This window comes from Stutzerimonas sp. 21-1, assembly GCF_056336065.1.
The window spans coordinates 3,410,341-3,433,457 of the sequence record NZ_CM150500.1 but is presented as its reverse complement, the minus strand read 5'-3'; the positions used below and the strand labels follow the sequence as shown (position 1 = coordinate 3,433,457).

Below are 23,117 nucleotides of genomic sequence, written 5' to 3'. Positions count from 1 at the left end.
AGTCGCACAGCCGCGTGAATCCCGCAAAAAGTCTAGGGCCATTCATCTTCCGGCTAGATGCCGGCGAGGCCGGTCCGCCCGTGGGGCACGGCGTTTCGCAGGCAATAAAAAAGCCGGCTTGTGGCCGGCTTTCAGGGGTGGCGCTGGCTTACTTCTGATAAGCCTCCGCCGCCTTGATGATTGCTGCGCGGGCCGCATCGGCGCCTTCCCAGCCTTCGACCTTGACCCACTTGCCTTTCTCCAGATCCTTGTAGTTCTCGAAGAAGTGCTTGATCTGCTCGATCAGCAGCGCAGGCAGGTCGGTGTATTCCTTCACGTCCTTGTACAGCTGGGTCAGCTTGTCGTGCGGGACGGCGATCAGCTTGGCGTCACCGCCGGCTTCGTCGGTCATGTTCAGCACGCCGACCGGACGGCAGCGGATGACCGAACCCGGTGCGACCGGATACGGGGTCACGACCAGCACGTCCAGCGGGTCGCCGTCGTCAGCCAGGGTGTGCGGGATGAAACCGTAGTTGGCCGGGTAGAACATCGGGGTGGCCATGAAGCGGTCGACGAACAGGCAGTCGGTGTCGTGATCGATTTCGTACTTGATCGGTGCGTGGTTGGCCGGGATTTCGATGGCGACGTAGATGTCGTTCGGCAGATCTTTGCCAGCCGGGACTTTGCTGTAGCTCATGAAGGAAAGGCTCCGTGATCGGCCAGCGTGGCCGGGGGGCGGAAAAAAGTGGGCGCGATTATAGGCGCAATGTCGCGCGCAATGCACGCCGGGTTCGACGCGTACGGCCTAGGCAGGTTCCCGGTAGGCCGGGTGTTCGGCCTGCAGTCGCTGCAAGCGTTGCAGTGGGTTCTGACGATAGAAATCGGCGAGCTGTGCGTAGACCTCGGGGAAGGCGGCGTGCAGCAGGTCCGGCGCGCTGAAGAAGTATTCGCTGGTGACGGCGAAGAACTCCGCCGGGTTTTCCGCGGCATAGGGATCGATCGGCGTTTCGGCGTCTGGATCGGCGTCGAGGCTGGCGTTCAGCTGGTCGTAGGCCTGCTGCATGGCCACCGCCCAGGCGTCGATGCGCATGTAGCGGTGCAACGGCGGCAAGCCATTGGCGTCGCCGTTGAGCATGTCCAGCTTGTGCGCCAGTTCGTGGATCACCAGGTTGTAGGCTTCCCAGCCACCGCTCTGCTGCACGCCGGGCCAGGCGAGGATCACCGGGCCCTGCAGCCAGGCCTCGCCACTGTGTTCGGCGTCCCACTCGTGCTCGACGCCAGCGGCGTCGCGGTGCTTCTGCGGGCTGAGGAAGTCGTCTGGGTAGATGACGATCTCGTGGAAGCCGCGATACCAGCCCAGATCGGCTAGATGCAGCAGCGGCAGCTGGGCCTGCAGCGCCAGACGCAGGCGATCCTCGGCCTGCAGTTCGACGCCCGGCAGCGCGGTCAGGCGCTTGTCATGCAGGAACAGCACAGCGCGTTCGCGCAGGCGGGCGAGTTCGTCGTCGCCGAGGCCATCGAGAATCGGCAGGCTGTCGAGCACCTGCTGCCACAGCTCCGGGGCCACCGGGTTGCGGGCGAGGATGCGTTTGCGCTGCCAGGCGCGAAAGGACCACATGCACGAAGTTTCCAGCGAAAGGGCGCTCACCATAAGCGCGGTGGCGATGTGCGGCAAGCCGCGCGCAGGCGTTCAGGACGCCGTGTCCAGCGGCGTCTGCCCGAGCTTGTGCGGGTTGAGCACGGCGTAGATGTGGCGAATCTGCCGGCCGTCGCTGACCAGCGTCATCGCCGCGTGGAGGTGCTCGCCGTGCAGCAGCAGCACGCCGGGTTCGCCATTGATCCAGGCGACGCGTGCCTGCCATTGGCCGGCCGCACGGCGGGCGATGCCGCGGGCCAGGCGCGCCGAAGCCCGGACGCCATGCAGCGTCTTCGAGGCGGCCGAGACCAGCCCGCCACCGTCGGCCATCCAGCTCACGTCTTCGGCGAGCAGTTCGGCGAAGGCCGTGCTGTCCGCTTCCAGCAGCGTGGCGGCGAAGCGTTCCACCAGCCGTCGATGCGCTTCGCCATCGACCGCGAAGCGCGGCCGCTCTTCGCGCACCCGCCGACGCGCGCGGCTGATGATCTGCCGGCAGGCGACTGAGCTCTTGCCGAGGGTCTCGGCGATCTGTTCATAAGAATGCTCGAGCACTTCGCGCAGCAGCAGTGCTGCGCGTTCCTCGGCGCCGAGGCGTTCGAGCAGCACCATGAAGGCCATGGAAATGTCCGCGCCGAGGTCGGCCAGCCGTTCGCCTTCGTGGTCGCCGAGGCCGAGCAGCGGCTCGGGCAGCCAGGGGCCGAGGTACTCCTCGCGGCGCGCGCGACGCTGGCGCAGCTGGTCGATGCCCAGGCGCGTCACCACCGTGACCAGCCAGGCCTCGGCGTCGCGAATCGTCGCCGCATCCGCGCCGCTCCACTTGAGCCAGGCGTCCTGCAGCAGATCCTCGGCATCGGCGCGGCTGCCCAGCAGCCGGTAGGCCAGGCCGAACAGCTTCGGCCGTAGTGTCTGAAAGAAATCCGTCTTGTCCCGCACGTCAGTTCCTCACGATGACTCGTCCAGTATGGACGGATCGACCGTGCTCGCTGTGACAGCCGGTTTTTCTGCCTCGCGGCTGTCACAACCCAGCGGGCGGCTGCGTCCTGGCTGGGTCATTACCGACAAACCCACTGGAGACCGCCATGACCGTTCGCCTCGACTACTTCAAACACGCCGACGCACTGCCGCTGCAGGCGCTGACCGCGCTCAGCGGCTACCTGCACGAATCCGACCTGGACCCGCAGCTGCTTGCGCTGATCGAGCTGCGCGCCTCGCAGCTCAACGGCTGTGCCTACTGCATCGACATGCACAGCAAGGACCTGCTGGCGCTGGAAACGCCGCTGCCGCGCATTCTGCTGCTGCCGGCCTGGCACGAAGCCAACGTCTACAGCCCGGCCGAACGCGCGGCGCTGGCCTGGACCGAGGCGGTGACCCGGCTGCCCGACGGCGAAACTCTGGATCGCTGCTACGGTGAGCTGGCCGCGCATTTCTCGCCGCGTGCAATCACCCGGCTGACCTTTGCGATCATTGCCATCAACAGCTGGAACCGCCTGAACGTCGCCTTTGGCCAAGAGCCGGGCCAGTACCGTTCGGGCGACCTCAAGGGCGCGATGAACCGCGCACTGGAGCGTTTCGCCGATCTGCGTCCCACCAGCGAAAGGAGCAAGGCATGAGCGAGCTGCGATTGATCAACCCGCCGGGGTTGTACGACCCGGCGCCCAACGGCTACTCGCACGTCGCGCTGTTGCCGGCTGGCGCGCGGCTGGCGTTCATCGCCGGGCAGGGCGGCGAGACGGCCGACGGCCGCCTGTCGGCCGATTTTCGCCAGCAGGTGCGCCAGGCGCTGCGCAATCTGTGCATCGCCATCGAGGCCGCCGGCGGCACACCGGCGCAGATCGCCAAGCTCGGCGTGCTGATCGTCGAGCACAGCGAGGCGCGGTTGCACGTCTTCGGCGAGGAGCTGGTGCGCGCACTGGGCGCCGGGCCGAAACCGGCCTGTACGCTGATTCCCGTGCCGCGCCTGGCGCTGGACGGCATGCTGTTCGAGATCGAGGCCGTACTGGTGTTGGCCGCCGAATAGGCGTGCCGCTGGTCGGCGCGTCATGGGACTGTCAAGCGCGGTGGGTAGACCGGAACAAACCCACCCGCAAGGAGACCCACCATGACCGCACCGGACCACAACCGCCGCCTGCTGCTGCAGGGCATTGGCGCCGGCCTCGCCCTGCCGGCCCTGGGCATCGCGCCCGCCATCATCGCTGCGCCGCGCGCGCGGCCGCAGATGCTCGATGGCGTGCAGTCCGGCGATGTCGAGGGCAACCGCGCGCTGGTCTGGAGCCGCTGCGACCGTCCCGGCCGACTGATCGTCGAGTGGGACACGCGCAGCCGCTTCGGCAATCCGCGGCGCATGGTTTCGCCGGTCACCGATGCGAGCATGGACTTCACCGCCCGCGTCGACCTGCGCGGGCTACCGGCAGGTCAGTCGATCTTCTACCGCGCGCGTTTCGAGGATGCCCGTAGCGGCGTGCTCAGCGAGCCCTGGTTCGGCCACCTGCGCAGCGCGCCGAAGCGCCCGCGCGACATTCGCTTCGTTTGGGGCGGCGACACCTGCGGCCAGGGTTACGGCATCAACCCGGACGTCGGCGGCATGCGCATCTACGAAAGCATGCGCCAGCGCCGGCCGGACTTCTTCCTGCACAGCGGTGACGTGATCTACGCCGATGGGCCGATCCCCGCCGAAGTGACCGCCGAGGATGGCAGCACCTGGCGCAACCTGGTCACCGAGGAGAAGAGCAAGGTCGCCGAAACGCTGCACGAATTTCGCGGCAACTACCGCTACAACCTGCTGGACGAGAACCTGCGCGCGTTCAACGCCGAGGTGCCGCAGATCTGGCAGTGGGACGACCACGAGGTGACCAACAACTGGTCGCCGAGCAAGGTGCTGGATGACCGTTACCAGCAGGTGCGCGATGTCGATACGCTGGTGCGGCGTGCGCGGCAGGCCTATCTCGAATACGCGCCGATGCGCATCGCGCGCGGCGACCGGCTCGGGCGCATCTACCGCAAGGTCAGCTACGGGCCGCTGCTGGAGGTGTTCGTGCTGGACATGCGCAGCTATCGCGGGCCCAACACCCACAACCTGCAGGCCGAGCAGGGCGCCGATACGGCGTTTCTCGGTCGCGAGCAGCTGGACTGGCTCAAGCGCGAACTGCGCGCCTCGCGCGCGACCTGGAAGGTTATCGCCGCCGACATGCCCATCGGCCTGCATGTGCCCGATGGCCCGCGCTGGGAGGCGATCGCCAATGGCAACGATGGTCAGGCGCTGGGCCGCGAGCTGGAAATCGCCGAGCTGCTGACCTTCATCCAGCGCGCGCGGGTGCGCAACACCGTGTGGCTGACCGCCGACGTGCACTACTGCGCGGCGCATCATTATCACCCCAATCGCGCCGCGCTCCAGCAGTTCGAGCCGTTCTGGGAGTTTGTCGCCGGCCCGCTGAATGCCGGCAGCTTCGGGCCCAATCCGCTGGACGCCACCTTCGGCCCCGAGGTGGTGTTCCAGAAGGCGGCGCCGGTGGCCAACAGTTCGCCGCGCGCGGGCTTCCAGTTCTTCGGTGAGGTGGAGATCGACGCGCAGACCGGCGCGCTCGACGTCAGCCTGCGCGGCCCCGACGGCGCGGTGGTCTACCGCCAGACGCTGGAGCCCTGGCAGCCGGCCTGAGCCGACTAGCCTAGGAGGAAATTGCCGGCGCGCGGTTGGCCGTCCAGCGTCGGTACTTCGGCTTCGTCCTTGAGCTGCACGCCGGAGAGCTGGCGGCGGCTGGCTTCACGCAGCAGATAGAGCAGGCGGTGCGCGGCGAGGTTGTAGCTCAGCCCCTCGGGGCGGATGTTGGAGATGCAGTTGCGCTGCGCATCGTGCCGGCCGACCTGCGGCGCCCAGGTGAAGTACAGGCCGAGGCTGTCCGGCGAGCTGAGGCCGGGGCGTTCGCCGAGCAGGATCACCACCATGCGCGCCTTCAGCCGCTGGCCGATCTCGTCGGCAATTGCGACGCGGCCCTGCTCGACCAGGCTGATCGGCCCTAGGGACCAGCCTTCGGCGCGCGCATGCTCGGCAATCTTCAAGGCCATCGGCACCGCATGGCGCTGGACCGCCAGTGCGGAGAGGCCATCGGCGATCACCAGCGCGAGGTCGCAGCCTTCCTGCGCGTGCGCATCGAGTGCGGCGGCGCTGGCGTCGTCCAGGCGCCGGCCAAGGTCCGGGCGTTGCAGGTAGGTCTGCCGATCGCTGGCGGCGCTGTGCAGTGGCAGATGGGCGAGATTGTGCCTGTCCAGCTCGGTGGCCAGTGCGGCGCAATCCAGCGGCAGGTGCACCGCATCGCGGGCCTGGGCGTGGGCGAACTGGAAGTCCAGCTGCGCACCGGTGGGCAGGCTGATGCCGGCACGGCCGAGGGCGATGCGCGCCGGGGTCAACTGGCGCAGGTGCTGCCAGGGGTTGTCGATGGTGGGCGAGCGGTCGGGCATGGCTACCTCGGTTGTCTGGCCTAACGAGCGGGCGCGTGGAAAAGACCTGCGGTCGTTTTCCACCCTACTGCGCGGCGCCTGGGTAGGGTGGAAAACCGCGCAGCGTTTTCCACCTGAGGCTGGCCGAGACAGCAAGAGCGGCTTCATGCCTGCTGCTCCAGCGCGCGGCGGAAGGCTTCTGGCAGGTCACGGCCGAGCTGCAGGCGATTGCCGTCCTGCCGGAGGATCTGCATCTTCGCCAGCCATTCCTCGAATTCCGGCGCGGGCCTCAGACCAAGCACCTGGCGCACGTAGAGGGCGTCGTGGAAGGAGGTGGTCTGGTAGTTGAGCATCACGTCGTCCGAGCCCGGGATGCCCATGATGAAGTTGATGCCGGCCGTGCCGAGCAGGGTGAGCAGCATGTCCATGTCGTCCTGGTCGGCTTCGGCGTGGTTGGTGTAGCAGATGTCGCAACCCATGGGCACGCCGAGCAGCTTGCCGCAGAAGTGATCCTCCAGCCCGGCGCGGATGATCTGCTTGCCGTTGTAGAGGTATTCCGGGCCGATAAAACCGACCACGGTGTTCACCAGCAGCGGCTTGTAGCGGCGCGCGACGGCGTAGGCGCGGGCTTCGCAGGTCTGCTGATCGACGCCGTGATGGGCGCCCGCCGACAGCGCGCTGCCCTGGCCGGTCTCGAAATACATGAGGTTGTCGCCGAGGGTGCCGCGCTTCTGCGACAGACCGGCGTCGTAGCCTTCCTGCAGCGTTGCCAGGCTGATGCCGAAGCTGGCGTTGGCCGCCTCGGTGCCGGCGATGGACTGGAACACCAGGTCCAGTGGCGCGCCGCGGTTGATCGCTTCGATGGAGGTGGTGACGTGGGTGAGGATGCAGCCCTGGGTCGGGATCTCGTAGCGGCTGATCACCGCGTCGAGCATCTTCAGCAGCTCACAGATACCGGCGGTGCTGTCGGTGGCCGGATTGATACCAATCACCGCGTCGCCGTTGCCGTAGAGCAGGCCGTCGAGAATGCTCGCGGCGATGCCGGCGCTATCGTCGGTCGGGTGGTTCGGCTGCAACCGGGTGGACATGCGCCCGGCCAGCCCGATGGTGTTGCGAAAGCGGGTGACCACGCGAACCTTCTGCGCGACGAGGATCAGGTCCTGCACGCGCATGATCTTCGACACCGCGGCGACCATCTCCGGCGTCAGCCCCGCTGCCAGAGCCTGCAGCGCGGCTTCGTCGGCGTCCTCGCCGAGCAGCCAGTTGCGGAAATCGCCCACGGTCAGATGGCTGATCGGAGCGAAGGCAGCGGCGTCATGGCTGTCGATGATCAGCCGGGTGACTTCATCGCTTTCGTAGGGGATCAGTGCTTCGTCGAGGAAGCGCTTGAGCGGCACCTCGGCGAGGCACATCTGCGCCGCCACGCGCTCGGCGTCGCTGCCCGCCGCGACCCCGGCGAGCAGGTCGCCGGAGCGCGCCGGGCTGGCCTTGGCCATCACCTCGCGCAGATCGTCGAAGCGCCAGGTGCTGCCGCCCACGCTGTGCGAGTACGCCATGTCAGCCTCCTTCTTCAATGCAACGACGCTTCGGCTTTCTCGATCGCCGCGAATTCCTCTTCCGGCGTACCGGCCACCAGGTGATGCCGGCTGTAGAGCGCGAAGTACGCGATGAAGACGCCGTAGATGATCACCGCGCCGATGACCACCCGCGGGTCGACCAGGAAGCCGGCCACCACCGCGACGCACGCCAGTACCAGCGCCACGCCCGAGGTGAAGATGCCGCCGGGCGTGCGGTACGGGCGGTGCAGGTCCGGCCGGCGCAGGCGCAGGGTGATGTGCGAGGCCATCATCAGCACGTAGGAGATGGTCGCGCCGAACACCGCGACGAGAATCAGCAGATCGCCCTGACCGGTCAGCGACAGGGCGAAACCGATGATGCCCGGGATCACCAGTGCCAGCACCGGCACCTTCTTGCTGTTGGTCAGCGACAGGTTGCGCGGCAGGTAGCCGGCCCGCGACAGCGCGAAGATCTGCCGCGAGTAGGCGAAGATGATCGAGAAGAAGCTGGCGATCAGCCCGGCCAGACCGACCAGGTTGACGAAGCCGCTCATCCAGGTCGACGCGCCGTAGGCACTGGTCAGCGCCTCCACCAGCGGGTTGCCGGATTCCACCAGGGTGCTGGAGCCAGCGCCGCCAGGGCCGACCAAGAGGATCAGCGCGGCGAACGCGGCGAGGATCAGCATGGCGCCGATCAGTCCGCGTGGCATGTCGCGCTGCGGGTTTTTGGTTTCCTCGGCGGCCAGCGGTACGCCCTCGACAGCGAGGAAGAACCAGATCGCGTAGGGAATCGCCGCCCAGATGCCGACGTAACCATAGGGCAGGAAGGCGCTGGCGCCGGCTGCGGTGGTCGGCGCGATGTCCAGCAGCTTGTCGACGGAGAAGTGCGGCACCATCGCCAGGATGAACACCGCGAGCGCCAGCGCGGCGATCGCGGTGATGATGAACATCAGCTTCAGCGCCTCGCCGACGCCGAAGATGTGGATGCCGATGAAGATGATGTAGAAGGCCAGGTACACCATCCAGCCGCCGATGCCGAACAGCGATTCGCAGTAGGCGCCGATGAACACGGCGATGGCCGCCGGGGCGATGGCGTATTCGATGAGGATCGCCGTGCCGGTGAGAAAGCCGCCCAGCGGGCCGAACGCGGTACGCGCGAAGCCGTAGCCGCCGCCGGCGGTGGGCACCATCGAGGACAGCTCGGCCAGCGAGAAGCACATGCACAGGTACATGGTCGCCATCAGCAGCGTGGCGACGAACAGCCCGCCCCAGCCGCCCTGGGCGAGGCCGAAGTTCCAGCCGGCGTAGTCGCCGGAAATCACGTAGGCGACGCCGAGGCCGACCAGCAGCACCCAGCCGGCGGCGCCTTTCTTCAGTTCGCGTTCCTGGAAATAGCTGCTGCCGACGGTTTCGAAATCGACGGTGTGTTGCGGGGGCGTTGAACTGCTGTGTTCGAGAGCCATGATCGTTCCTCGCAGGTGGTTGGCAACTCTCCCTAGCAAGCGTCATGCCCCGCGCCGCAAACCTGACGGTTGCGGTGTTTTGTCAGCCAAGTCTGGCAGAAACGCACCTTTATCGAGCTTCACGGCACCACGGCGGCGCTCGCAGGCGTCTTGTTCGAATCGGCGGCGGGCACGTTGCCCGCCGCCTTCAGCCCATCAGAAGAAGCCCAGCGGATTGATGTCGTAGCTCACCAGCAGGTTCTTGGTCTGCTGGTAGTGGTCGAGAATCATCTTGTGCGTCTCGCGGCCGACGCCGGACTTCTTGTAGCCGCCAAACGCCGCATGCGCGGGGTAGAGGTGGTAGCAGTTGGTCCACACCCGGCCCGCCTTGATGCCGCGGCCCATGCGGTAGGCGCGGTTGATGTCGCGTGTCCAGACGCCGGCGCCGAGGCCGAACTCGGTGTCGTTGGCCATCGCCAGCGCCTCGGCTTCATCCTTGAAGGTGGTCACGCCGATCACCGGGCCGAAGATTTCCTCCTGGAACACGCGCATCTTGTTGTTGCCCTTGAGCAGCGTCGGCTGGATGTAATAGCCGGTCGCCAGCGAGCCTTCCAGGTGTTCCACGTCGCCACCAGTGAGTACCTCGGCGCCTTCCTCGCGGGCGATCTTGAGGTACGACATGATCTTGTCGAACTGCTGCTGACTGGCCTGGGCGCCGACCATGGTCTCGGTGTCCAGCGGGTCGCCGCGCTTGATCTGCGCGACCTTCTTCATCACCGCTTCCATGAACGGCGCGTAGATCGATTCCTGCACCAGCGCGCGCGACGGGCAGGTGCACACCTCGCCCTGGTTGAAGAAGCCCAGCACCAGTCCTTCGGCGGCCTTCTCGATGAAGGTCGGCTCGGCCTGCATGATGTCCTCGAAGTAGATGTTCGGGCTCTTGCCGCCCAGCTCGACGGTGCTCGGGATGATGCTCTCGGCGGCGCGCTTCATGATGTGCGAGCCGACCGGGGTGGAGCCGGTAAAGGCGATCTTGGCGATGCGCTTGCTCGAAGCCAGCGCCTCGCCGGCCTCGCGACCGAAGCCCTGCACGATGTTGAGCACGCCCGGCGGCAGCAGGTCGCCGATGCATTCGAGCAGCACGGTGATGCCCAGCGGCGTCTGCTCGGCGGGCTTCAACACCACGCAGTTGCCGGCGGCCAGCGCCGGTGCGAGTTTCCAGGCGGCCATCAGGATGGGGAAGTTCCACGGAATGATCTGCCCGACCACGCCCAACGGTTCGTGGAAGTGGTAGGCCGCGGTGTGCTCGTCGATCTCCGCCGCCGTGCCTTCCTGTGCGCGGATGCAGCCGGCGAAGTAGCGGAAGTGATCGGCCGCCAGCGGGATGTCGGCGTTCAACGTCTCGCGCACCGCCTTGCCGTTGTCCCAGGTCTCGGTGATGGCGAGCTTTTCCAGATTGGCTTCGATGCGGTCGGCGATCTTCAGCAGGACCAGTGCGCGCGCCTGCACGCTGGTCTTGCCCCAGGCGTCGGCGGCGGCATGCGCGGCGTCCAGCGCCTTTTCGATATCGGCGGCGTCGGAGCGCGGGAATTCGGCGATGGGCTGGCCGTTGACCGGCGACAGGTTGGTGAAGTACTGACCGCCGACCGGCTCGACGAACTGACCGTTGATGTAGTTGCCGTAGCGGGGTTTGAACGTGACCAGGGCACCCTCGGTGCCGGGATGGGCGTAACGCATGGTGAGTCTCCGGTTCTTGCAAGGGTCGTGAAAACGGCGGTCGTTTCAGCGTAGATCAGCTTCAGGCAGTCTGCGACCGAGCCGACATTCGGGTGCGGCGCCCCCGTCGAACGGCCGATGCGGCGCGGCGCTGTGCTAATCTGCCGCGCAGTTTCCGGCCCCTGCCGGCCGCCCCCGACGGGCGTCGCGCAGGCATTGCAGAGGTCTTCAATGCACATCCATATTCTCGGCATCTGCGGCACCTTCATGGGTTCGCTCGCGGTGCTGGCCAAGGAGCTTGGCCATCGCGTCACCGGCTCCGATGCCAACGTCTATCCGCCGATGAGCACGCAGCTCGAAGCCCAGGGCATCGAGCTGATGCAGGGTTACGAACCGGCGCATCTGCAACCCGCGCCCGATCTGGTGGTGGTGGGTAACGCGCTGTCACGCGGCAACCCGGCGGTCGAGTACGTGCTGAACAAGGGCCTGCCCTACGTCTCAGGCCCGCAGTGGCTGGCCGATCACGTGTTGCAGGGCCGCTGGGTGCTGGCCGCCGCCGGCACCCATGGCAAGACCACCACCAGCAGCATGCTGGCCTGGGTACTGGAGCATGCCGGCATGAGTCCGGGCTTTCTGATCGGTGGGGTGCCGCAGAACTTCGGCATCTCGGCGCGGCTGGGCGACACGCCGTTCTTCGTGGTCGAGGCCGACGAATACGACAGCGCCTTCTTCGACAAGCGCAGCAAGTTCGTTCACTACCGCCCGCGCACCGCGATCCTGAACAATCTGGAATTCGACCACGCGGACATCTTCCCGGATCTCGCCGCCATCGAGCGGCAGTTCCACCATCTGGTGCGGACCGTGCCGGGCGAGGGGCTGATCATCCATCCCGAGTCGGAAACGGCGCTCAAGCGCGTGATCGGCATGGGCTGCTGGACGCCGGTGCAGACCACCGGCGAGGGCGGGCTGTGGCAGGCAAACCTGCTCAGTGCGGACGGCTCGCGCTTCGAGGTGAGCTTCGACGGCGCCGTGCAGGGCGTGGTGGAGTGGGAGCTGACCGGCCGACACAACGTCAACAACGCGCTGGCCACGCTGGCGGCGGCGCGGCATGTCGGCGTGGTGCCGGAGCTGGCGATCGCCGGGCTTTCCACCTTCAAGAGCGTCAAACGGCGTATGGAGAAGGTTGCGGAAGTGCGCGGCGTGACCATCTACGACGACTTCGCCCATCACCCGACCGCGATCGCCACCACCCTCGACGGCCTGCGCAAGCAGGTCGGCACGACGCCGATCATCGCCATCATCGAGCCGCGCTCGAACTCGATGAAGCTCGGCGCGCATCGCGAGGGATTGGCCGAATCGGTGGCGCTGGCCGATCAGGCGATCTGGTATGCGCCGGCCAATCTCGGCTGGGACCTGGCCGCGACCGTCGCCGACTCGCCGGTACCGACCGCCGTCTGTGATTCGCTGGAGGCGATCATCGCCAAGGTCAAGGCCGACGCCACGCCGGGTACGCAGGTGGTGGTGATGAGCAACGGCGGCTTCGGCGGCTTGCACGGCAAGTTGGCCGCGGCGTTGAGCTGATTGCTCAAGGTGGAAAACGCTTCGCGGTTTTCCACCCTACGATGACCGTGGGTAGGGTGGAAATCGCCGCAGGCATTTCCACGCGGATCGCACCAGGAGCAGATTGAATGAACGGACCGGAACGCATCACCCTGGCCATGACCGGCGCCTCCGGCGCGCAGTACGGCCTGCGCCTGCTCGACTGCCTGGTGCAGGAAGACCGTGAGGTGCACTTCCTGATCTCCAAGGCCGCGCAGCTGGTGATGGCCACCGAAACCGATGTGGTGCTGCCGGCCAAGCCGCAGGCGATGCAGGCGTTCCTTTCGGAATACACCGGCGCCGCGGCCGGGCAGATTCGCGTGTTCGCCAAGGAAGACTGGATGGCCCCACCGGCTTCCGGCTCGGGCGCGCCGACCGCCATGGTGGTCGTGCCCTGTTCCACCGGCACGCTGTCGGCAATCGCCACCGGCGCCTGCAACAACCTGATCGAGCGCGCCGCCGACGTCACCCTCAAGGAGCGCCGTCAGCTGATTCTGGTGCCGCGCGAGGCACCGTATTCGAGCATCCATCTGGAGAACATGCTCAAGCTGTCGAACCTGGGCGCGGTGATCCTGCCGGCCTCGCCGGGCTTCTATCATCAGCCGCAGACGATCGACGATCTGGTGGATTTCGTCGTCGCGCGCATCCTCAATCTGCTCAACATCCCGCAGGACATGCTGCCGCGCTGGGGCGAGCACCACATCGTCAGTGATGACTGAGATGCTCGGTCGAGCGCTGCTGTCTTTGCTCACCCTGACGCTGCTTGGTGGCTGTGCGACCGTGCGCACGCTGGATGCCGCCAAGCCCGGCGCGCCGATCATCTATTCCGGCACCCGCCTGGATTGGTACAGCCTTCACGGCGGCTGTTGCCCGCTGGAGCGCTTCGGCGCCGAGGCGCCACGGCATGCGGCGCTCGACCTGCCCGCCAGCGCCGTGCTGGACACGCTGCTGCTGCCATTCGCGGTGGCGACCGAGCTGGGTATCGGCCTGGGTGTGCGCGGCGGTCTCTGAGGTGTAACTGATCCAGGTCCAGGCCGGTTGATGGCGCGACAGGCATAATCCGGCCGAATGCCCTTGGCGCAAGGAGAGCAGGAGTGAAAGAGCAGGCCCAGTTCCACATGAGCTACTGGTTGATCGCCATCCTGGCCTTCATCGGTATCCAGTATCTGCTGTCGGCGCAGCAGGAAATCGCCACCATTCCCTACAGCGAATTCGAGCAGCATCTCAAGGATGGTCGCGTCGAGTCGCTGGCGATTACCGAGCGGCGCATCGAGGGCACGCTCAAGCAGCCGCTGCCGGGCGGTCAGCGCCGATTCATCGCCAATCGCGTCGAGCCGCAGCTGGCCGAGCATCTGCAGCAGTTTCCGGTGCGCTACACCGGCAAGGTGGAAAGCACGCTGATGCGCGACCTGCTGTCGTGGATCGTCCCGGCGGCGCTGTTCTTCGGTATCTGGCTGTTCCTGCTGCGGCGCATCGGCAGCGGCATGGGCGGTGGCGGCATGATGCAGATCGGCAAGAGCAAGGCGCGGGTCTACGTCGAGACCGACATGAAGGTGAGCTTCGCCGATGTCGCCGGCGTCGACGAGGCCAAGGACGAACTGAAGGAGATCATCGATTTCCTGCGCGATCCGCAGAGCTACGGCCGTCTCGGCGGCCGCATGCCCAAGGGCGTGCTGCTGGTCGGCCCGCCGGGTACCGGCAAGACGCTGCTGGCGCGCGCCGTAGCTGGTGAGGCGCGGGTGCCGTTCTTCTCCATTTCCGGTTCGGAGTTCGTCGAGCTGTTCGTCGGCGTCGGTGCCGCGCGGGTGCGCGACCTGTTCGAGCAGGCGCGCGCGCAGGCGCCGGCGATCATCTTCATCGACGAGCTGGACGCCCTCGGCCGCGCCCGTGGTGCCGGGCCGCTGTCCGGCGGGCATGACGAGAAGGAGCAGACGCTCAACCAGCTGCTGGTGGAAATGGACGGCTTCGACACTTCCAGCGGGCTGGTGCTGCTGGCGGCCACCAACCGCCCGGAGATCCTCGACCCGGCGCTGCTGCGCGCCGGCCGTTTCGACCGCCAGGTGCTGGTAGACCGGCCGGACAAGATTGGCCGGGTGCAGATCCTTCACGTGCACCTGAAGAAGTCGAAGCTGGGCGCCGATGTCGATCCGCAGGCCATCGCCGCGCTGACGCCGGGCTTCACCGGCGCCGATCTGGCCAACCTGGTCAACGAAGCGACGCTGCTGGCCACCCGGCGCAATGCCGAGGCGGTGGGCATGGAGGATTTCAACGCCGCCATCGAGCGCATCGTCGCCGGCCTGGAGAAACGCAACCGCCTGCTCAACCCGCGCGAGCGCGAGATCGTCGCCTACCACGAGATGGGCCACGCGCTGGTGGCGATGGCGCTGCCGGGCGTCGATCCGGTGCACAAAGTGTCGATCATTCCGCGCGGCATGGGCGCGCTGGGCTACACCATCCAGCGGCCGACCGAGGACCGCTTCCTGATGACCCGCGAGGAGCTGGAGAACAAGATGGCCGTGCTGCTCGGCGGGCGCGCCGCCGAGTGGCTGGTGTTCAGTCATCTGTCCACCGGCGCGGCGGACGATCTGGCGCGCGTCGCCGACATCGCCCGCGCGATGGTCACGCGCTACGGCATGTCCAGGCGCCTCGGCCACCTGGCGTTGGAGCGCGAGCCCAATTCGTTTCTCGGCAGCGAGGCGCTGCTCGGCTTGAAGCCGCAGCACGATTACGCGGAAAGCACCGCAACGGCGATCGATGAGGAGGTGCAGGAGCTGGTGCAGTCCGCCTTCCAGCGCAGCCTGACGCTGCTCGAGGCGCGGCGCGAACTGCTCGAACGCTGTGCCCGCCAGTTGCTGCAGCAGGAAACACTGGATGCCGAGGCGCTGCGCGCGCTGAGCGCCGCGCAGCCGGCGCCGCTCGTCTAGCGGTGGTCGGGCGCTAGCGCTCAGCCGCCTGACGCTGAGCATGTTGCGCCAGCGCCCACTCGACGTGCTCGCGCACCAGCTCGGACGGATCGTCACGCCGCGCCGCGAGCGCCTCCAGCACCGGAATGCTCGACGGCGCATTGCCCAGGCCAACCGCCAGGTTGCGCAGCCAGCGTTCGTAGCCGGCGCGGCGCAGCGGCGAGCCTTCGGTACGGCTGAGAAATTCCGCTTCGCTCCAGCGGAACAGTGCCGCCAGGTCGGCGTTGTCCAGGCTGTGGCGCGGCTGGAAATCATGCTGTTCGGTCGGCCGCGCGAAGCGGTTCCACGGACAAACGATCTGGCAGTCGTCGCAGCCGAATACGCGGTTGCCGATCTTGTCGCGCAGCTCCACCGGGATCGACCCTTTCAGCTCGATGGTCAGGTAGGAGATGCAGCGCCGCGCATCCAGCAGCCGCTCGCCGACGAAGGCCTCGGTCGGGCACACGTCCAGGCAGGCGTGGCAGCTGCCGCAGTGATCGCGCGCCACCGGCTCGTCGACCGGCAGGGCGATGTCGACGAACAGCTCGCCGAGGAAGAACCAGCTGCCGGCCTTGCGATTGAGCAGCAGGGTGTTCTTGCCGATCCAGCCGAGCCCGGCCTGTTGCCCGGCGGCCTTTTCCAGCACCGGCGCGCTGTCGACGAAGGCGCGAAAACCCAGCGGACCAACCACCTGCTGGATGCGCTCGGCCAGCTGCTGGATGCGCTTGCGGATCAGCTTGTGGTAGTCGCGACCCAGCGCGTAGCGCGAGACATAGGCCTTCTCCGGGTTGGCCAGCTGCTGGGTCATGCGCGTGTCGCCGGGCAGGTAATCCATGCGCAGCGAAATCACCCGCAGCGTGCCCGGCACCAGTTCGTCCGGCCGCGAACGCTTGCTGCCGTGCGCGGCCATGTAGTCCATCTCGCCCTGATAACCGGCGGCCAGCCAGGCATCTAGGTGCGCTTCGTGCTCGCCGAGGTCGACGCCGGTGATGCCGACCTGCTGGAAGCCGAGTTCGCGGCCCCATTGCTTGATGGACTGGGCGAGGGTGTCAGTGTCGAGAGCGGGGCTGGGCATCGGAGAGTACGGCGGCATGGCGGGCGGGTGCGTATAATTCTGCCAGACATTCCGCCGCGATGATCCCTAGCACCGATGACCGATTCCCTGCCCGTCGCCCTGTACACCGCCGCCCAGGTACGCGAACTCGATGCGCGTCTGATCGCCGCCGGCACGCCCGGTTTCGAGCTGATGCAGCGTGCCGCCCATGCCGCCTGGCGCGCTCTGCGTCGGCGCTGGCCGGATGCCGGGGTGGTCACCGTGCTGGCCGGGCGTGGCAACAATGCCGGTGATGGCTATCTCGTCGCGGCCCTGGCGCAGCGCGCCGGCTGGCAGGTGCGGGTGCTGGCGGTGGGCGATGTGCAGGCCTTGCAGGGCGATGCCGCGCAGGCGCTGGCCGAGGCGCGGGCGTGCGGCGTGAGCATCGAGCCCTGGCACACCACAGCGGCACTGCAGGGCGTGCTGGTGGATGCACTGCTCGGGACGGGGATTTCCGGCGCCGTGCGTGAGCCCTATGTCGGAGCGATCGCGACGATCAACGCCAGCGGCCTGCCGGTGCTGGCCATCGACCTGCCCAGCGGACTCTGTGCCGATACCGGCCGAGTGCTCGGACAGGCGGTACGTGCCGATCTGAGTGTCACCTTCATCGGTCTCAAGCTCGGCCTGTTCACCGCTGAGGGCCCCGGCCGCGTCGGCACGCTGGTGTTCGATGATCTGCAGGCCGATCCGGGCATCGTCGCGCAGGTGGCGAGCGCGGCTGTGCGCCTCGATCACGCCTCGCTGGCGCGGATCGCGCCCCGTTCGCCGACCGCGCACAAGGGCAGCTTCGGCCAGGTGCTGGTGATCGGCGGCGATCTGGGCACCGGCGGTGCGGCCTTGCTCAGCGCCGAGGCGGCATTGCGTGGCGGCGCCGGCATGGTGAGCCTGGCGACCCGGCCGGAGCATGTCACCGCTTCGCTGGTACGCCGCCCGGAGATCATGTGCAGCGGCGTCGAGTCGACCTACAGCCTGACGACGCTGGTCGAGCGCGCCGATGTGCTGGTGGTCGGCCCCGGGCTTGGCCGGGCGCCGTGGGGGCGCAGCCTGCTGTCGCTGGCGGCGCAGTGCGGGCTGCCGCAGGTGTGGGACGCCGATGCGCTGAACCTGCTGGCGGCCGGCGGCGTCCAACTGCCGACCGGCTGCGTGATCACGCCGCATCCGGGCGAGGCGGCGCGCTTGCTGCAATGCACGGTCGCCGAGGCGCAGGCCGATCGCCCGGCGACGGTGCGCGAACTGGCGCGGCGTTATGCCTGCGTGGCGCTGCTCAAGGGCGCCGGCACGCTGATCGCCGCGCCGGACGGGCGTCTGTCGCTGTGCGACCGCGGCCATCCAGCGATGGCCAGTGCCGGCCTCGGCGATGTGCTGGCCGGACTGATTGGCGCGCTGCTGGCGCAGGCTCTGGCGCCCTTCGATGCGGCCTGCCTGGGCGCCTGGTTGCATGCCGCGGCCGGCGAGCGCCTCGGTGAGCAGGGGCGCGGTCTGGCTGCCGCCGATCTGATCCCCGTGATCCGTCAGTTGCTCGAGGAGCAGTCGCCATGCCTGAAGTGACGCTGTACGCCGAAGACGAATCGGCCATGCTCGCCCTGGGCGCGCGGATCGCGCAGGCGACCGGTGGGCGCGGAGTGATCTATCTGCACGGCGATCTCGGCGCCGGCAAGACCACGCTGTCGCGCGGGCTGATTCGCGGCTTCGGCCACGAGGGCAAGGTCAAGAGTCCGACCTTCACTCTGGTCGAGCCATACGAGATCGGCGACGTGCGGGTGTTCCACTTCGATCTGTACCGCCTGCTCGACCCCGAGGAACTGGAGTTTCTCGGCATTCGCGACTATTTCGAGGGGCACGCGCTGTGCCTGGTCGAGTGGCCGGAACGCGGGGCCGGCGTTTTGCCAAAGGCCGACCTTGACATTACCATTACGCCGCATGGGGCCGGCCGTACGCTGCGCCTGTCGCCGCGGGGCGAACGCGGTGACGCCTGGTGCGTCCTCCTGACCGCCGGAAATCAATGAAACGCATGAGGTTGGGTATGCGCATACGCGCGCTGGTTAGCGGTTTGGCGGTCCTGCTGGCTGCCGTGCAGGTTTTCGCCGCCACCGACGTGCAAAGCGTGCGTCTGTGGCGGGCGCCGGACAACACGCGGCTGGTGTTCGACCTGTCGGGTCCGGTGAAGCACAACGTCTTCACGCTCGAGGCGCCGCACCGCATCGTCATCGATGTCACCGACGCCACGCTCAAGGCGCAGCTCGATCAGCTGGCACTGCAGAACACGCCGGTCGCCGCCTTGCGCGCCGGGCAGCACGACGCGAACACGCTGCGCGTGGTGATCGACCTCAAGGCGCCTGTCGCGCCGAAGAGCTTCAGCTTGGCGCCGAATCAGCAATATGGGCATCGCCTGGTGGTCGACCTGTTCGACCAGGGCGCTGCCGCGCCTGTCGCCCAGGTGCCGGCCAACAGCGCTCCGGCCAAGCCGGTGCCGCCGGTTTCGCCGACACTGCCGGCGGTCAAGCTGCCGGCAGCGCCGGGTGGCAAGCGTGACGTGGTCATTGCCATCGATGCCGGCCACGGCGGCGAGGACCCGGGAGCCATCGGCCCCGGCAAAATCTACGAGAAGACCGTGGTGCTGCAGATCGCCAAGGAGCTGCAGCGGCAGATCAATGCCGAGAAGGGCTTCCGTGCCGAGCTGGTGCGTACCGGCGACTACTTCATTCCGCTGCGCAAACGCACCGAAATCGCCCGCCAGAAAGGGGCCGATCTGTTCGTGTCGGTGCATGCCGACGCCGCGCCGCGTTCGTCGGCCTCTGGCGCTTCGGTCTTCGCCCTTTCCGACCGCGGCGCCACCTCCGAGACGGCGCGCTGGCTGGCCGACAGCGAGAACCGTTCGGACCTGATCGGCGGTGCCGGCAACGTCAGTCTCGATGACAAGGATCAGATGCTTGCCGGCGTGCTGCTGGACCTGTCGATGACCGCTTCGCTGTCCTCCAGCCTCAACGTCGGGCAGAAAGTGCTGAGCAACATGGGCCGCATCACGCCGCTGCACAAGCGCCGTGTCGAGCAGGCCGGCTTCATGGTGCTGAAGTCGCCGGACATCCCTTCGATCCTGGTCGAGACCGGCTTCATCTCCAACCCGTCCGAGGCGCGCAAGCTGCAGACCGCCAGCCATCAGCAGTCGCTGGCGCGCTCGATCCACAGCGGCGTACGGCAGTTCTTTCACGAAAATCCGCCGCCGGGCACCTATGTCGCCTGGCTGCGTGACGCCGGCAAGCTTGCCGTCGGGCCGCGCGAGCATGTGGTGCGTTCCGGCGAGAGCCTGGCGCTGCTCGCCGAGCGCTATCAGGTCAGCCTGGCGTCGCTGCGCAGTGCCAATCAGCTGCGCAACGACACGATCAAGGTCGGCCAGACGCTCAGCATCCCGGCCACCACGCTGGCTTCCCAGCCATGAGCGAGCTGCGTCGCATCCAGCTGCTCAGTCCGCGGCTGGCGAACCAGATTGCCGCCGGGGAAGTGGTCGAACGGCCGGCCTCGGTGATCAAGGAGTTGCTGGAGAACAGCCTGGATTCCGGCGCAACGCGCATCGAGGTGGATGTCGAGCAGGGCGGGGTCAAGCTGCTGCGCGTGCGCGACGACGGCTGTGGTATTCCGGCGGACGATCTGCCGTTGGCTCTGGCGCGCCATGCGACCAGCAAGATCCGTGACCTGGAAGACCTCGAACGGGTGATGAGCCTCGGTTTTCGTGGCGAGGCGCTGGCGTCGATCAGCTCCGTCTCGCGCCTGACGCTGACCTCGCGCACGGTCGATGCCGCTGAGGCCTGGCAGGTGGAAACCGAAGGCCGCGAGATGGAGGCGCGGGTGCAGCCGGCGGCGCATCCGGTCGGCACCTCGGTGGAGGTACGCGACCTGTTCTTCAATACGCCGGCGCGGCGCAAGTTCCTGCGTACCGAGAAGACCGAGTTCGACCATCTGCAGGAAGTCATCAAGCGTCTGGCGCTGGCGCGTTTCGATGTCGCCTTTCACTTGCGGCACAACGGCAAGGGCGTGCTGGCGCTGCATCAGGCGAGCGACGATGCGGCGCGGGCGCGGCGAGTGGCGGCCGTCTGCGGACCGGCGTTTCTCGAGCAGGCGCTGCCGATCGAAGTCGAGCGCAACGGGCTGCGCCTGTGGGGCTGGGTCGGCCTGCCGACCTTCTCGCGCAGCCAGGCCGACCTGCAGTACTTCTACGTCAACGGACGCATGGTGCGTGACAAGCTGGTCGCCCATGCGGTGCGCCAGGCCTATCGCGATGTACTGTTCAACGGCCGGCACCCGACGTTCGTGCTGTTCCTCGACGTCGATCCGGCGGTGGTGGACGTCAATGTGCACCCGACCAAGCACGAGGTACGCTTTCGCGACAGTCGCATGGTGCATGACTTCCTCTATGGCACGCTGCACCGTGCGCTGGGCGATGTGCGTCCCGAAGACCAGTTGGCGGCGCCGGCCAGCGTGACATCGATGAGCCCGCTCAGCGGTGTGGCCGCGGGCGAGTTCGCGGGGCAGAACGAGATGAGCCTGTCGACCAGCGTGCCTGAGCGCGCGGCGGGCGAAGCGCCAGCGTGGCGCGGTGCCGGGGCTGGCTATCAGATGCAGCGTCCAGCCTCCGGCGGCCATGTCGCTGAGGCGCAGGGCGCTTATCGGGAATTTTTCGCCCCGCTACCGGAAGCCGGCCCCGCGCCGTTGCCTGCCAGTCAGGACGATGTGCCGCCGCTGGGCTATGCGCTGGCGCAGCTCAAGGGCATCTACATCCTTGCGGAGAATGCCCAGGGCATGGTGCTGGTGGACATGCATGCCGCCCATGAACGCATCACCTACGAGCGCCTGAAAACCGCGATGGCCAGCGAAGGCCTGCGTGGTCAGCCGCTGCTGGTGCCCGAATCCATCGCCGTGAGTCAGCGCGAGGCTGATTGCGCCGAGGAACACGCGCAGTGGTTCCAGAAACTCGGCTTCGAGTTGCAGCGCCTGGGCCCCGAAACCTTGGCGATTCGCCAGACGCCTGCGCTGCTCAAGCAGGCCGAGGCGACTCGGCTGGTGACCGATGTGCTGGCCGATCTGCTCGAATACGGCACCAGCGATCGCATTCAGGCCCATCTGAACGAGCTGCTGGCGACGATGGCCTGCCACGGTGCGGTGCGTGCCAATCGTCGCCTGACGCTGCCGGAGATGAACGCACTGCTGCGTGACATGGAGCAGACTGAGCGCAGTGGCCAGTGCAATCACGGCCGCCCGACCTGGACGCAGCTGGGCATGGATGAGCTGGACCGGCTGTTCCTGCGCGGGCGCTAGCCCTGGCTACACGCGGCGACGGCGAACCGATCGCGCAGCTTGCAGCTTCTGGCTGGCAGCTTGAAACTATGCCGCCCCTCGCCGCGAGCCCACCGATGTCCCGCCTGCCTCCCGCCATCTTTCTGATGGGCCCCACCGCCTCCGGCAAGACCGATCTTGCACTGGAGCTGGCGCGCGTGCTGCCCTGCGAGCTGATCAGTGTCGACTCGGCGCTGGTCTATCGCGGCATGGACATCGGTACCGCCAAGCCTTCCCGTGAGGTGCTGGCCGCTTATCCGCATCGCCTGGTGGATATTCTTGACCCCGCGCAGAGCTATTCGGCGGCGGAATTCAGCGCCGACGCGTTGGCGGCGATGGCGGAAATCACGGCGGCGGGCCGCATTCCGCTGCTGGTCGGCGGCACCATGCTGTATTTCAAGGCGCTGCGCGATGGCCTTGCGGACATGCCGTCGGCCGATGCGCAGGTGCGTGCCGAATTGGAGGCGCTGGCCGCGCAGGAGGGATTACCGGCGCTGCATCGCATGCTTGCCGAAATCGATCCGCAGTCGGCGGCGCGCATCCATCCCAACGATCCGCAACGGCTGGTGCGTGCGCTGGAGGTCTATCGCGTCAGCGGATTGACCATGAGCGAACATCGCGCCCGACAATGGTCGCAAAAAGCTGCCGCGGGCGCGCCTGGCTCGGGCGTCTTGCCTTATACTGTCGCGCACTTGTCCATCGCTCCGGCACAGCGGTCGGTTCTGCATCAGCGCATCGAGCAACGCTTTCTTCACATGGTTGAACAGGGCTTTATCGAAGAGGTCGAAGCCCTGCGTTGTCGTGGCGACTTGCACTCCGGGATGCCGTCGATCCGGGCGGTGGGCTATCGGCAGGTGTGGGACTACCTGGCTGGAAACCTGTCCAGGGAAGAGATGATTCAGCGCGGCATCATTGCAACCCGGCAGCTGGCCAAACGACAGTTCACCTGGCTGCGTGGCTGGGGGGAAGTTGACTGGTTGGACAGTCTGTCCCGCGACAATCTGCCGCGAGCATTGAAATACCTGCAATCGCTCTCCATATTGAGCTGACACTGCAAATTGACCGTCTATTCTCAGACAAGTGGATCGTCGGTTTACCCAGAAATTATTGAATAAAGATCCTCTAAGGAGTGCGGCACATGTCAAAAGGGCATTCGCTACAAGACCCTTACCTCAACACACTGCGTAAGGAACGCGTTCCGGTTTCCATCTATCTGGTCAACGGCATCAAGTTGCAGGGCCAGATCGAATCCTTCGACCAGTTCGTCATTCTTCTCAAGAACACTGTTAGTCAGATGGTCTACAAGCATGCGATCTCGACGGTCGTGCCGGGTCGTCCGGTTCGCCTGCCGACCGCAGGTGACGCCGAGCAATCCGAGTCGGGCAACGACTAAGG

General features: G+C 67.0%; 21 protein-coding genes. 13 read left to right on the top strand and 8 right to left on the bottom strand.

Annotation, left to right across the window (positions count from 1 at the left end):
• Nucleotides 1-148: 148 nt before the first annotated feature.
• From ppa to sigJ, 3 genes are all read right to left on the bottom strand, one after another.
• A complete protein-coding gene (gene ppa, locus AC0ZJQ_RS16520; RefSeq protein ID WP_301619181.1) occupies nt 149-676 on the bottom strand; it encodes an inorganic diphosphatase in 528 nt (175 codons plus the stop codon).
• Nucleotides 677-784: 108 nt separating this feature from the next.
• Nucleotides 785-1,597 carry a M90 family metallopeptidase gene (locus AC0ZJQ_RS16515; protein ID WP_213661890.1) on the bottom strand — a complete coding sequence of 271 codons (813 nt, stop codon included), beginning with the start codon at nt 1,595-1,597 and terminating at the stop codon, nt 785-787.
• A 72-nt stretch (nt 1,598-1,669) separates the two neighbouring features.
• The gene (gene sigJ / locus AC0ZJQ_RS16510) at nt 1,670-2,548 is read right to left on the bottom strand and encodes an RNA polymerase sigma factor SigJ (RefSeq protein WP_476476951.1); all 879 of its coding nucleotides are present in this window, start codon (nt 2,546-2,548) and stop codon (nt 1,670-1,672) included.
• Between the two features lie 146 nt (nt 2,549-2,694).
• Between sigJ and AC0ZJQ_RS16505 the strand changes: the two genes are divergently transcribed.
• From AC0ZJQ_RS16505 to AC0ZJQ_RS16495, 3 genes are all read left to right on the top strand, one after another.
• Nucleotides 2,695-3,225 carry a carboxymuconolactone decarboxylase family protein gene (locus tag AC0ZJQ_RS16505; RefSeq protein WP_314018017.1) on the top strand — a complete coding sequence of 177 codons (531 nt, stop codon included), beginning with the start codon at nt 2,695-2,697 and terminating at the stop codon, nt 3,223-3,225.
• Nucleotides 3,222-3,632, top strand: coding sequence for a RidA family protein (locus tag AC0ZJQ_RS16500; protein ID WP_301619177.1), 411 nt, complete (start codon nt 3,222-3,224; stop codon nt 3,630-3,632). The genes AC0ZJQ_RS16505 and AC0ZJQ_RS16500 overlap by 4 nt, the downstream gene beginning before the upstream one ends.
• A gap of 81 nt (nt 3,633-3,713) precedes the next feature.
• A complete protein-coding gene (locus tag AC0ZJQ_RS16495; protein ID WP_476476950.1) occupies nt 3,714-5,267 on the top strand; it encodes an alkaline phosphatase D family protein in 1,554 nt (517 codons plus the stop codon).
• A 5-nt stretch (nt 5,268-5,272) separates the two neighbouring features.
• Here AC0ZJQ_RS16495 and eutC read toward each other — a convergent pair whose 3' ends face one another.
• The 4 genes from eutC to exaC all read right to left on the bottom strand — a co-directional run bounded on the left by eutC (nt 5,273) and on the right by exaC (nt 10,781).
• Nucleotides 5,273-6,067 (bottom strand): ethanolamine ammonia-lyase subunit EutC, encoded by a 795-nt coding sequence (gene eutC, locus AC0ZJQ_RS16490; RefSeq protein WP_476476949.1) that lies wholly within the window; start codon nt 6,065-6,067, stop codon nt 5,273-5,275.
• A 143-nt stretch (nt 6,068-6,210) separates the two neighbouring features.
• Complete coding sequence (locus AC0ZJQ_RS16485; protein ID WP_476476948.1) at nt 6,211-7,602, bottom strand: ethanolamine ammonia-lyase subunit EutB; 1,392 nt, start codon at nt 7,600-7,602, stop codon at nt 6,211-6,213.
• Between the two features lie 14 nt (nt 7,603-7,616).
• Nucleotides 7,617-9,065, bottom strand: coding sequence for an ethanolamine permease (gene eat, locus AC0ZJQ_RS16480; protein WP_476476947.1), 1,449 nt, complete (start codon nt 9,063-9,065; stop codon nt 7,617-7,619).
• A 195-nt stretch (nt 9,066-9,260) separates the two neighbouring features.
• Nucleotides 9,261-10,781, bottom strand: coding sequence for an acetaldehyde dehydrogenase ExaC (exaC, locus tag AC0ZJQ_RS16475; protein ID WP_476476946.1), 1,521 nt, complete (start codon nt 10,779-10,781; stop codon nt 9,261-9,263).
• 210 nt (nt 10,782-10,991) lie between these two features.
• Between exaC and mpl the strand changes: the two genes are divergently transcribed.
• From mpl to ftsH, 4 genes are all read left to right on the top strand, one after another.
• Nucleotides 10,992-12,341, top strand: a complete 1,350-nt coding sequence (gene mpl, locus AC0ZJQ_RS16470; RefSeq protein ID WP_476476945.1) for a UDP-N-acetylmuramate:L-alanyl-gamma-D-glutamyl-meso-diaminopimelate ligase — start codon at nt 10,992-10,994, stop codon at nt 12,339-12,341.
• 107 nt (nt 12,342-12,448) lie between these two features.
• Entirely contained in the window at nt 12,449-13,078 is a 630-nt protein-coding gene (gene ubiX, locus AC0ZJQ_RS16465; RefSeq protein ID WP_003290511.1) for a flavin prenyltransferase UbiX, read from the top strand.
• Nucleotide 13,079: 1 nt separating this feature from the next.
• Nucleotides 13,080-13,370 carry a YceK/YidQ family lipoprotein gene (locus AC0ZJQ_RS16460; protein ID WP_008567983.1) on the top strand — a complete coding sequence of 97 codons (291 nt, stop codon included), beginning with the start codon at nt 13,080-13,082 and terminating at the stop codon, nt 13,368-13,370.
• A gap of 83 nt (nt 13,371-13,453) precedes the next feature.
• Nucleotides 13,454-15,283, top strand: a complete 1,830-nt coding sequence (gene ftsH / locus AC0ZJQ_RS16455; protein WP_476476944.1) for an ATP-dependent zinc metalloprotease FtsH — start codon at nt 13,454-13,456, stop codon at nt 15,281-15,283.
• A 13-nt stretch (nt 15,284-15,296) separates the two neighbouring features.
• On the opposite strand, the gene queG is transcribed toward ftsH, so the two are convergent.
• Nucleotides 15,297-16,376, bottom strand: a complete 1,080-nt coding sequence (queG, locus tag AC0ZJQ_RS16450) for a tRNA epoxyqueuosine(34) reductase QueG (RefSeq protein WP_476476943.1) — start codon at nt 16,374-16,376, stop codon at nt 15,297-15,299.
• 75 nt (nt 16,377-16,451) lie between these two features.
• Here queG and AC0ZJQ_RS16445 point away from each other — a divergent pair, with 75 nt between their 5' ends.
• The 6 genes from AC0ZJQ_RS16445 (at nt 16,452) to hfq (ending at nt 23,115) form a co-directional block, all read left to right on the top strand.
• Complete coding sequence (locus tag AC0ZJQ_RS16445) at nt 16,452-17,942, top strand: NAD(P)H-hydrate dehydratase (RefSeq protein ID WP_476476942.1); 1,491 nt, start codon at nt 16,452-16,454, stop codon at nt 17,940-17,942.
• Nucleotides 17,930-18,400 (top strand): tRNA (adenosine(37)-N6)-threonylcarbamoyltransferase complex ATPase subunit type 1 TsaE, encoded by a 471-nt coding sequence (gene tsaE, locus AC0ZJQ_RS16440; RefSeq protein WP_476476941.1) that lies wholly within the window; start codon nt 17,930-17,932, stop codon nt 18,398-18,400. The genes AC0ZJQ_RS16445 and tsaE overlap by 13 nt, the downstream gene beginning before the upstream one ends.
• Nucleotides 18,401-18,417: 17 nt before the next feature.
• Nucleotides 18,418-19,830 (top strand): N-acetylmuramoyl-L-alanine amidase, encoded by a 1,413-nt coding sequence (locus tag AC0ZJQ_RS16435; RefSeq protein WP_476476940.1) that lies wholly within the window; start codon nt 18,418-18,420, stop codon nt 19,828-19,830.
• Entirely contained in the window at nt 19,827-21,704 is a 1,878-nt protein-coding gene (gene mutL, locus AC0ZJQ_RS16430; protein ID WP_476476939.1) for a DNA mismatch repair endonuclease MutL, read from the top strand. Before AC0ZJQ_RS16435 ends, mutL begins: the two co-directional genes overlap by 4 nt.
• Nucleotides 21,705-21,799: 95 nt before the next feature.
• Nucleotides 21,800-22,771, top strand: a complete 972-nt coding sequence (miaA, locus tag AC0ZJQ_RS16425) for a tRNA (adenosine(37)-N6)-dimethylallyltransferase MiaA (RefSeq protein ID WP_155550700.1) — start codon at nt 21,800-21,802, stop codon at nt 22,769-22,771.
• Between the two features lie 89 nt (nt 22,772-22,860).
• Nucleotides 22,861-23,115 carry an RNA chaperone Hfq gene (gene hfq, locus AC0ZJQ_RS16420; RefSeq protein ID WP_003283098.1) on the top strand — a complete coding sequence of 85 codons (255 nt, stop codon included), beginning with the start codon at nt 22,861-22,863 and terminating at the stop codon, nt 23,113-23,115.
• Nucleotides 23,116-23,117 lie beyond the last annotated feature (2 nt).

Excerpts from the sequence above, each read along its gene's own strand:
- ppa (WP_301619181.1), bottom strand. The coding sequence starts at position 676 with ATGAGCTACAGCAAAGTCCCGGCTGGCAAAGATCTGCCGAACGACATC.
- AC0ZJQ_RS16515 (WP_213661890.1), bottom strand. The coding sequence starts at position 1,597 with ATGTGGTCCTTTCGCGCCTGGCAGCGCAAACGCATCCTCGCCCGCAAC.
- AC0ZJQ_RS16505 (WP_314018017.1), top strand. The coding sequence starts at position 2,695 with ATGACCGTTCGCCTCGACTACTTCAAACACGCCGACGCACTGCCGCTG.
- AC0ZJQ_RS16500 (WP_301619177.1), top strand. The coding sequence starts at position 3,222 with ATGAGCGAGCTGCGATTGATCAACCCGCCGGGGTTGTACGACCCGGCG.
- AC0ZJQ_RS16495 (WP_476476950.1), top strand. The coding sequence starts at position 3,714 with ATGACCGCACCGGACCACAACCGCCGCCTGCTGCTGCAGGGCATTGGC.
- eutC (WP_476476949.1), bottom strand. The coding sequence starts at position 6,067 with ATGCCCGACCGCTCGCCCACCATCGACAACCCCTGGCAGCACCTGCGC.
- AC0ZJQ_RS16485 (WP_476476948.1), bottom strand. The coding sequence starts at position 7,602 with ATGGCGTACTCGCACAGCGTGGGCGGCAGCACCTGGCGCTTCGACGAT.
- eat (WP_476476947.1), bottom strand. The coding sequence starts at position 9,065 with ATGGCTCTCGAACACAGCAGTTCAACGCCCCCGCAACACACCGTCGAT.
- exaC (WP_476476946.1), bottom strand. The coding sequence starts at position 10,781 with ATGCGTTACGCCCATCCCGGCACCGAGGGTGCCCTGGTCACGTTCAAA.
- mpl (WP_476476945.1), top strand. The coding sequence starts at position 10,992 with ATGCACATCCATATTCTCGGCATCTGCGGCACCTTCATGGGTTCGCTC.
- ubiX (WP_003290511.1), top strand. The coding sequence starts at position 12,449 with ATGAACGGACCGGAACGCATCACCCTGGCCATGACCGGCGCCTCCGGC.
- AC0ZJQ_RS16460 (WP_008567983.1), top strand. The coding sequence starts at position 13,080 with ATGCTCGGTCGAGCGCTGCTGTCTTTGCTCACCCTGACGCTGCTTGGT.
- queG (WP_476476943.1), bottom strand. The coding sequence starts at position 16,376 with ATGCCCAGCCCCGCTCTCGACACTGACACCCTCGCCCAGTCCATCAAG.
- AC0ZJQ_RS16445 (WP_476476942.1), top strand. The coding sequence starts at position 16,452 with ATGACCGATTCCCTGCCCGTCGCCCTGTACACCGCCGCCCAGGTACGC.
- tsaE (WP_476476941.1), top strand. The coding sequence starts at position 17,930 with ATGCCTGAAGTGACGCTGTACGCCGAAGACGAATCGGCCATGCTCGCC.
- AC0ZJQ_RS16435 (WP_476476940.1), top strand. The coding sequence starts at position 18,418 with ATGCGCATACGCGCGCTGGTTAGCGGTTTGGCGGTCCTGCTGGCTGCC.
- mutL (WP_476476939.1), top strand. The coding sequence starts at position 19,827 with ATGAGCGAGCTGCGTCGCATCCAGCTGCTCAGTCCGCGGCTGGCGAAC.
- miaA (WP_155550700.1), top strand. The coding sequence starts at position 21,800 with ATGTCCCGCCTGCCTCCCGCCATCTTTCTGATGGGCCCCACCGCCTCC.
- hfq (WP_003283098.1), top strand. The coding sequence starts at position 22,861 with ATGTCAAAAGGGCATTCGCTACAAGACCCTTACCTCAACACACTGCGT.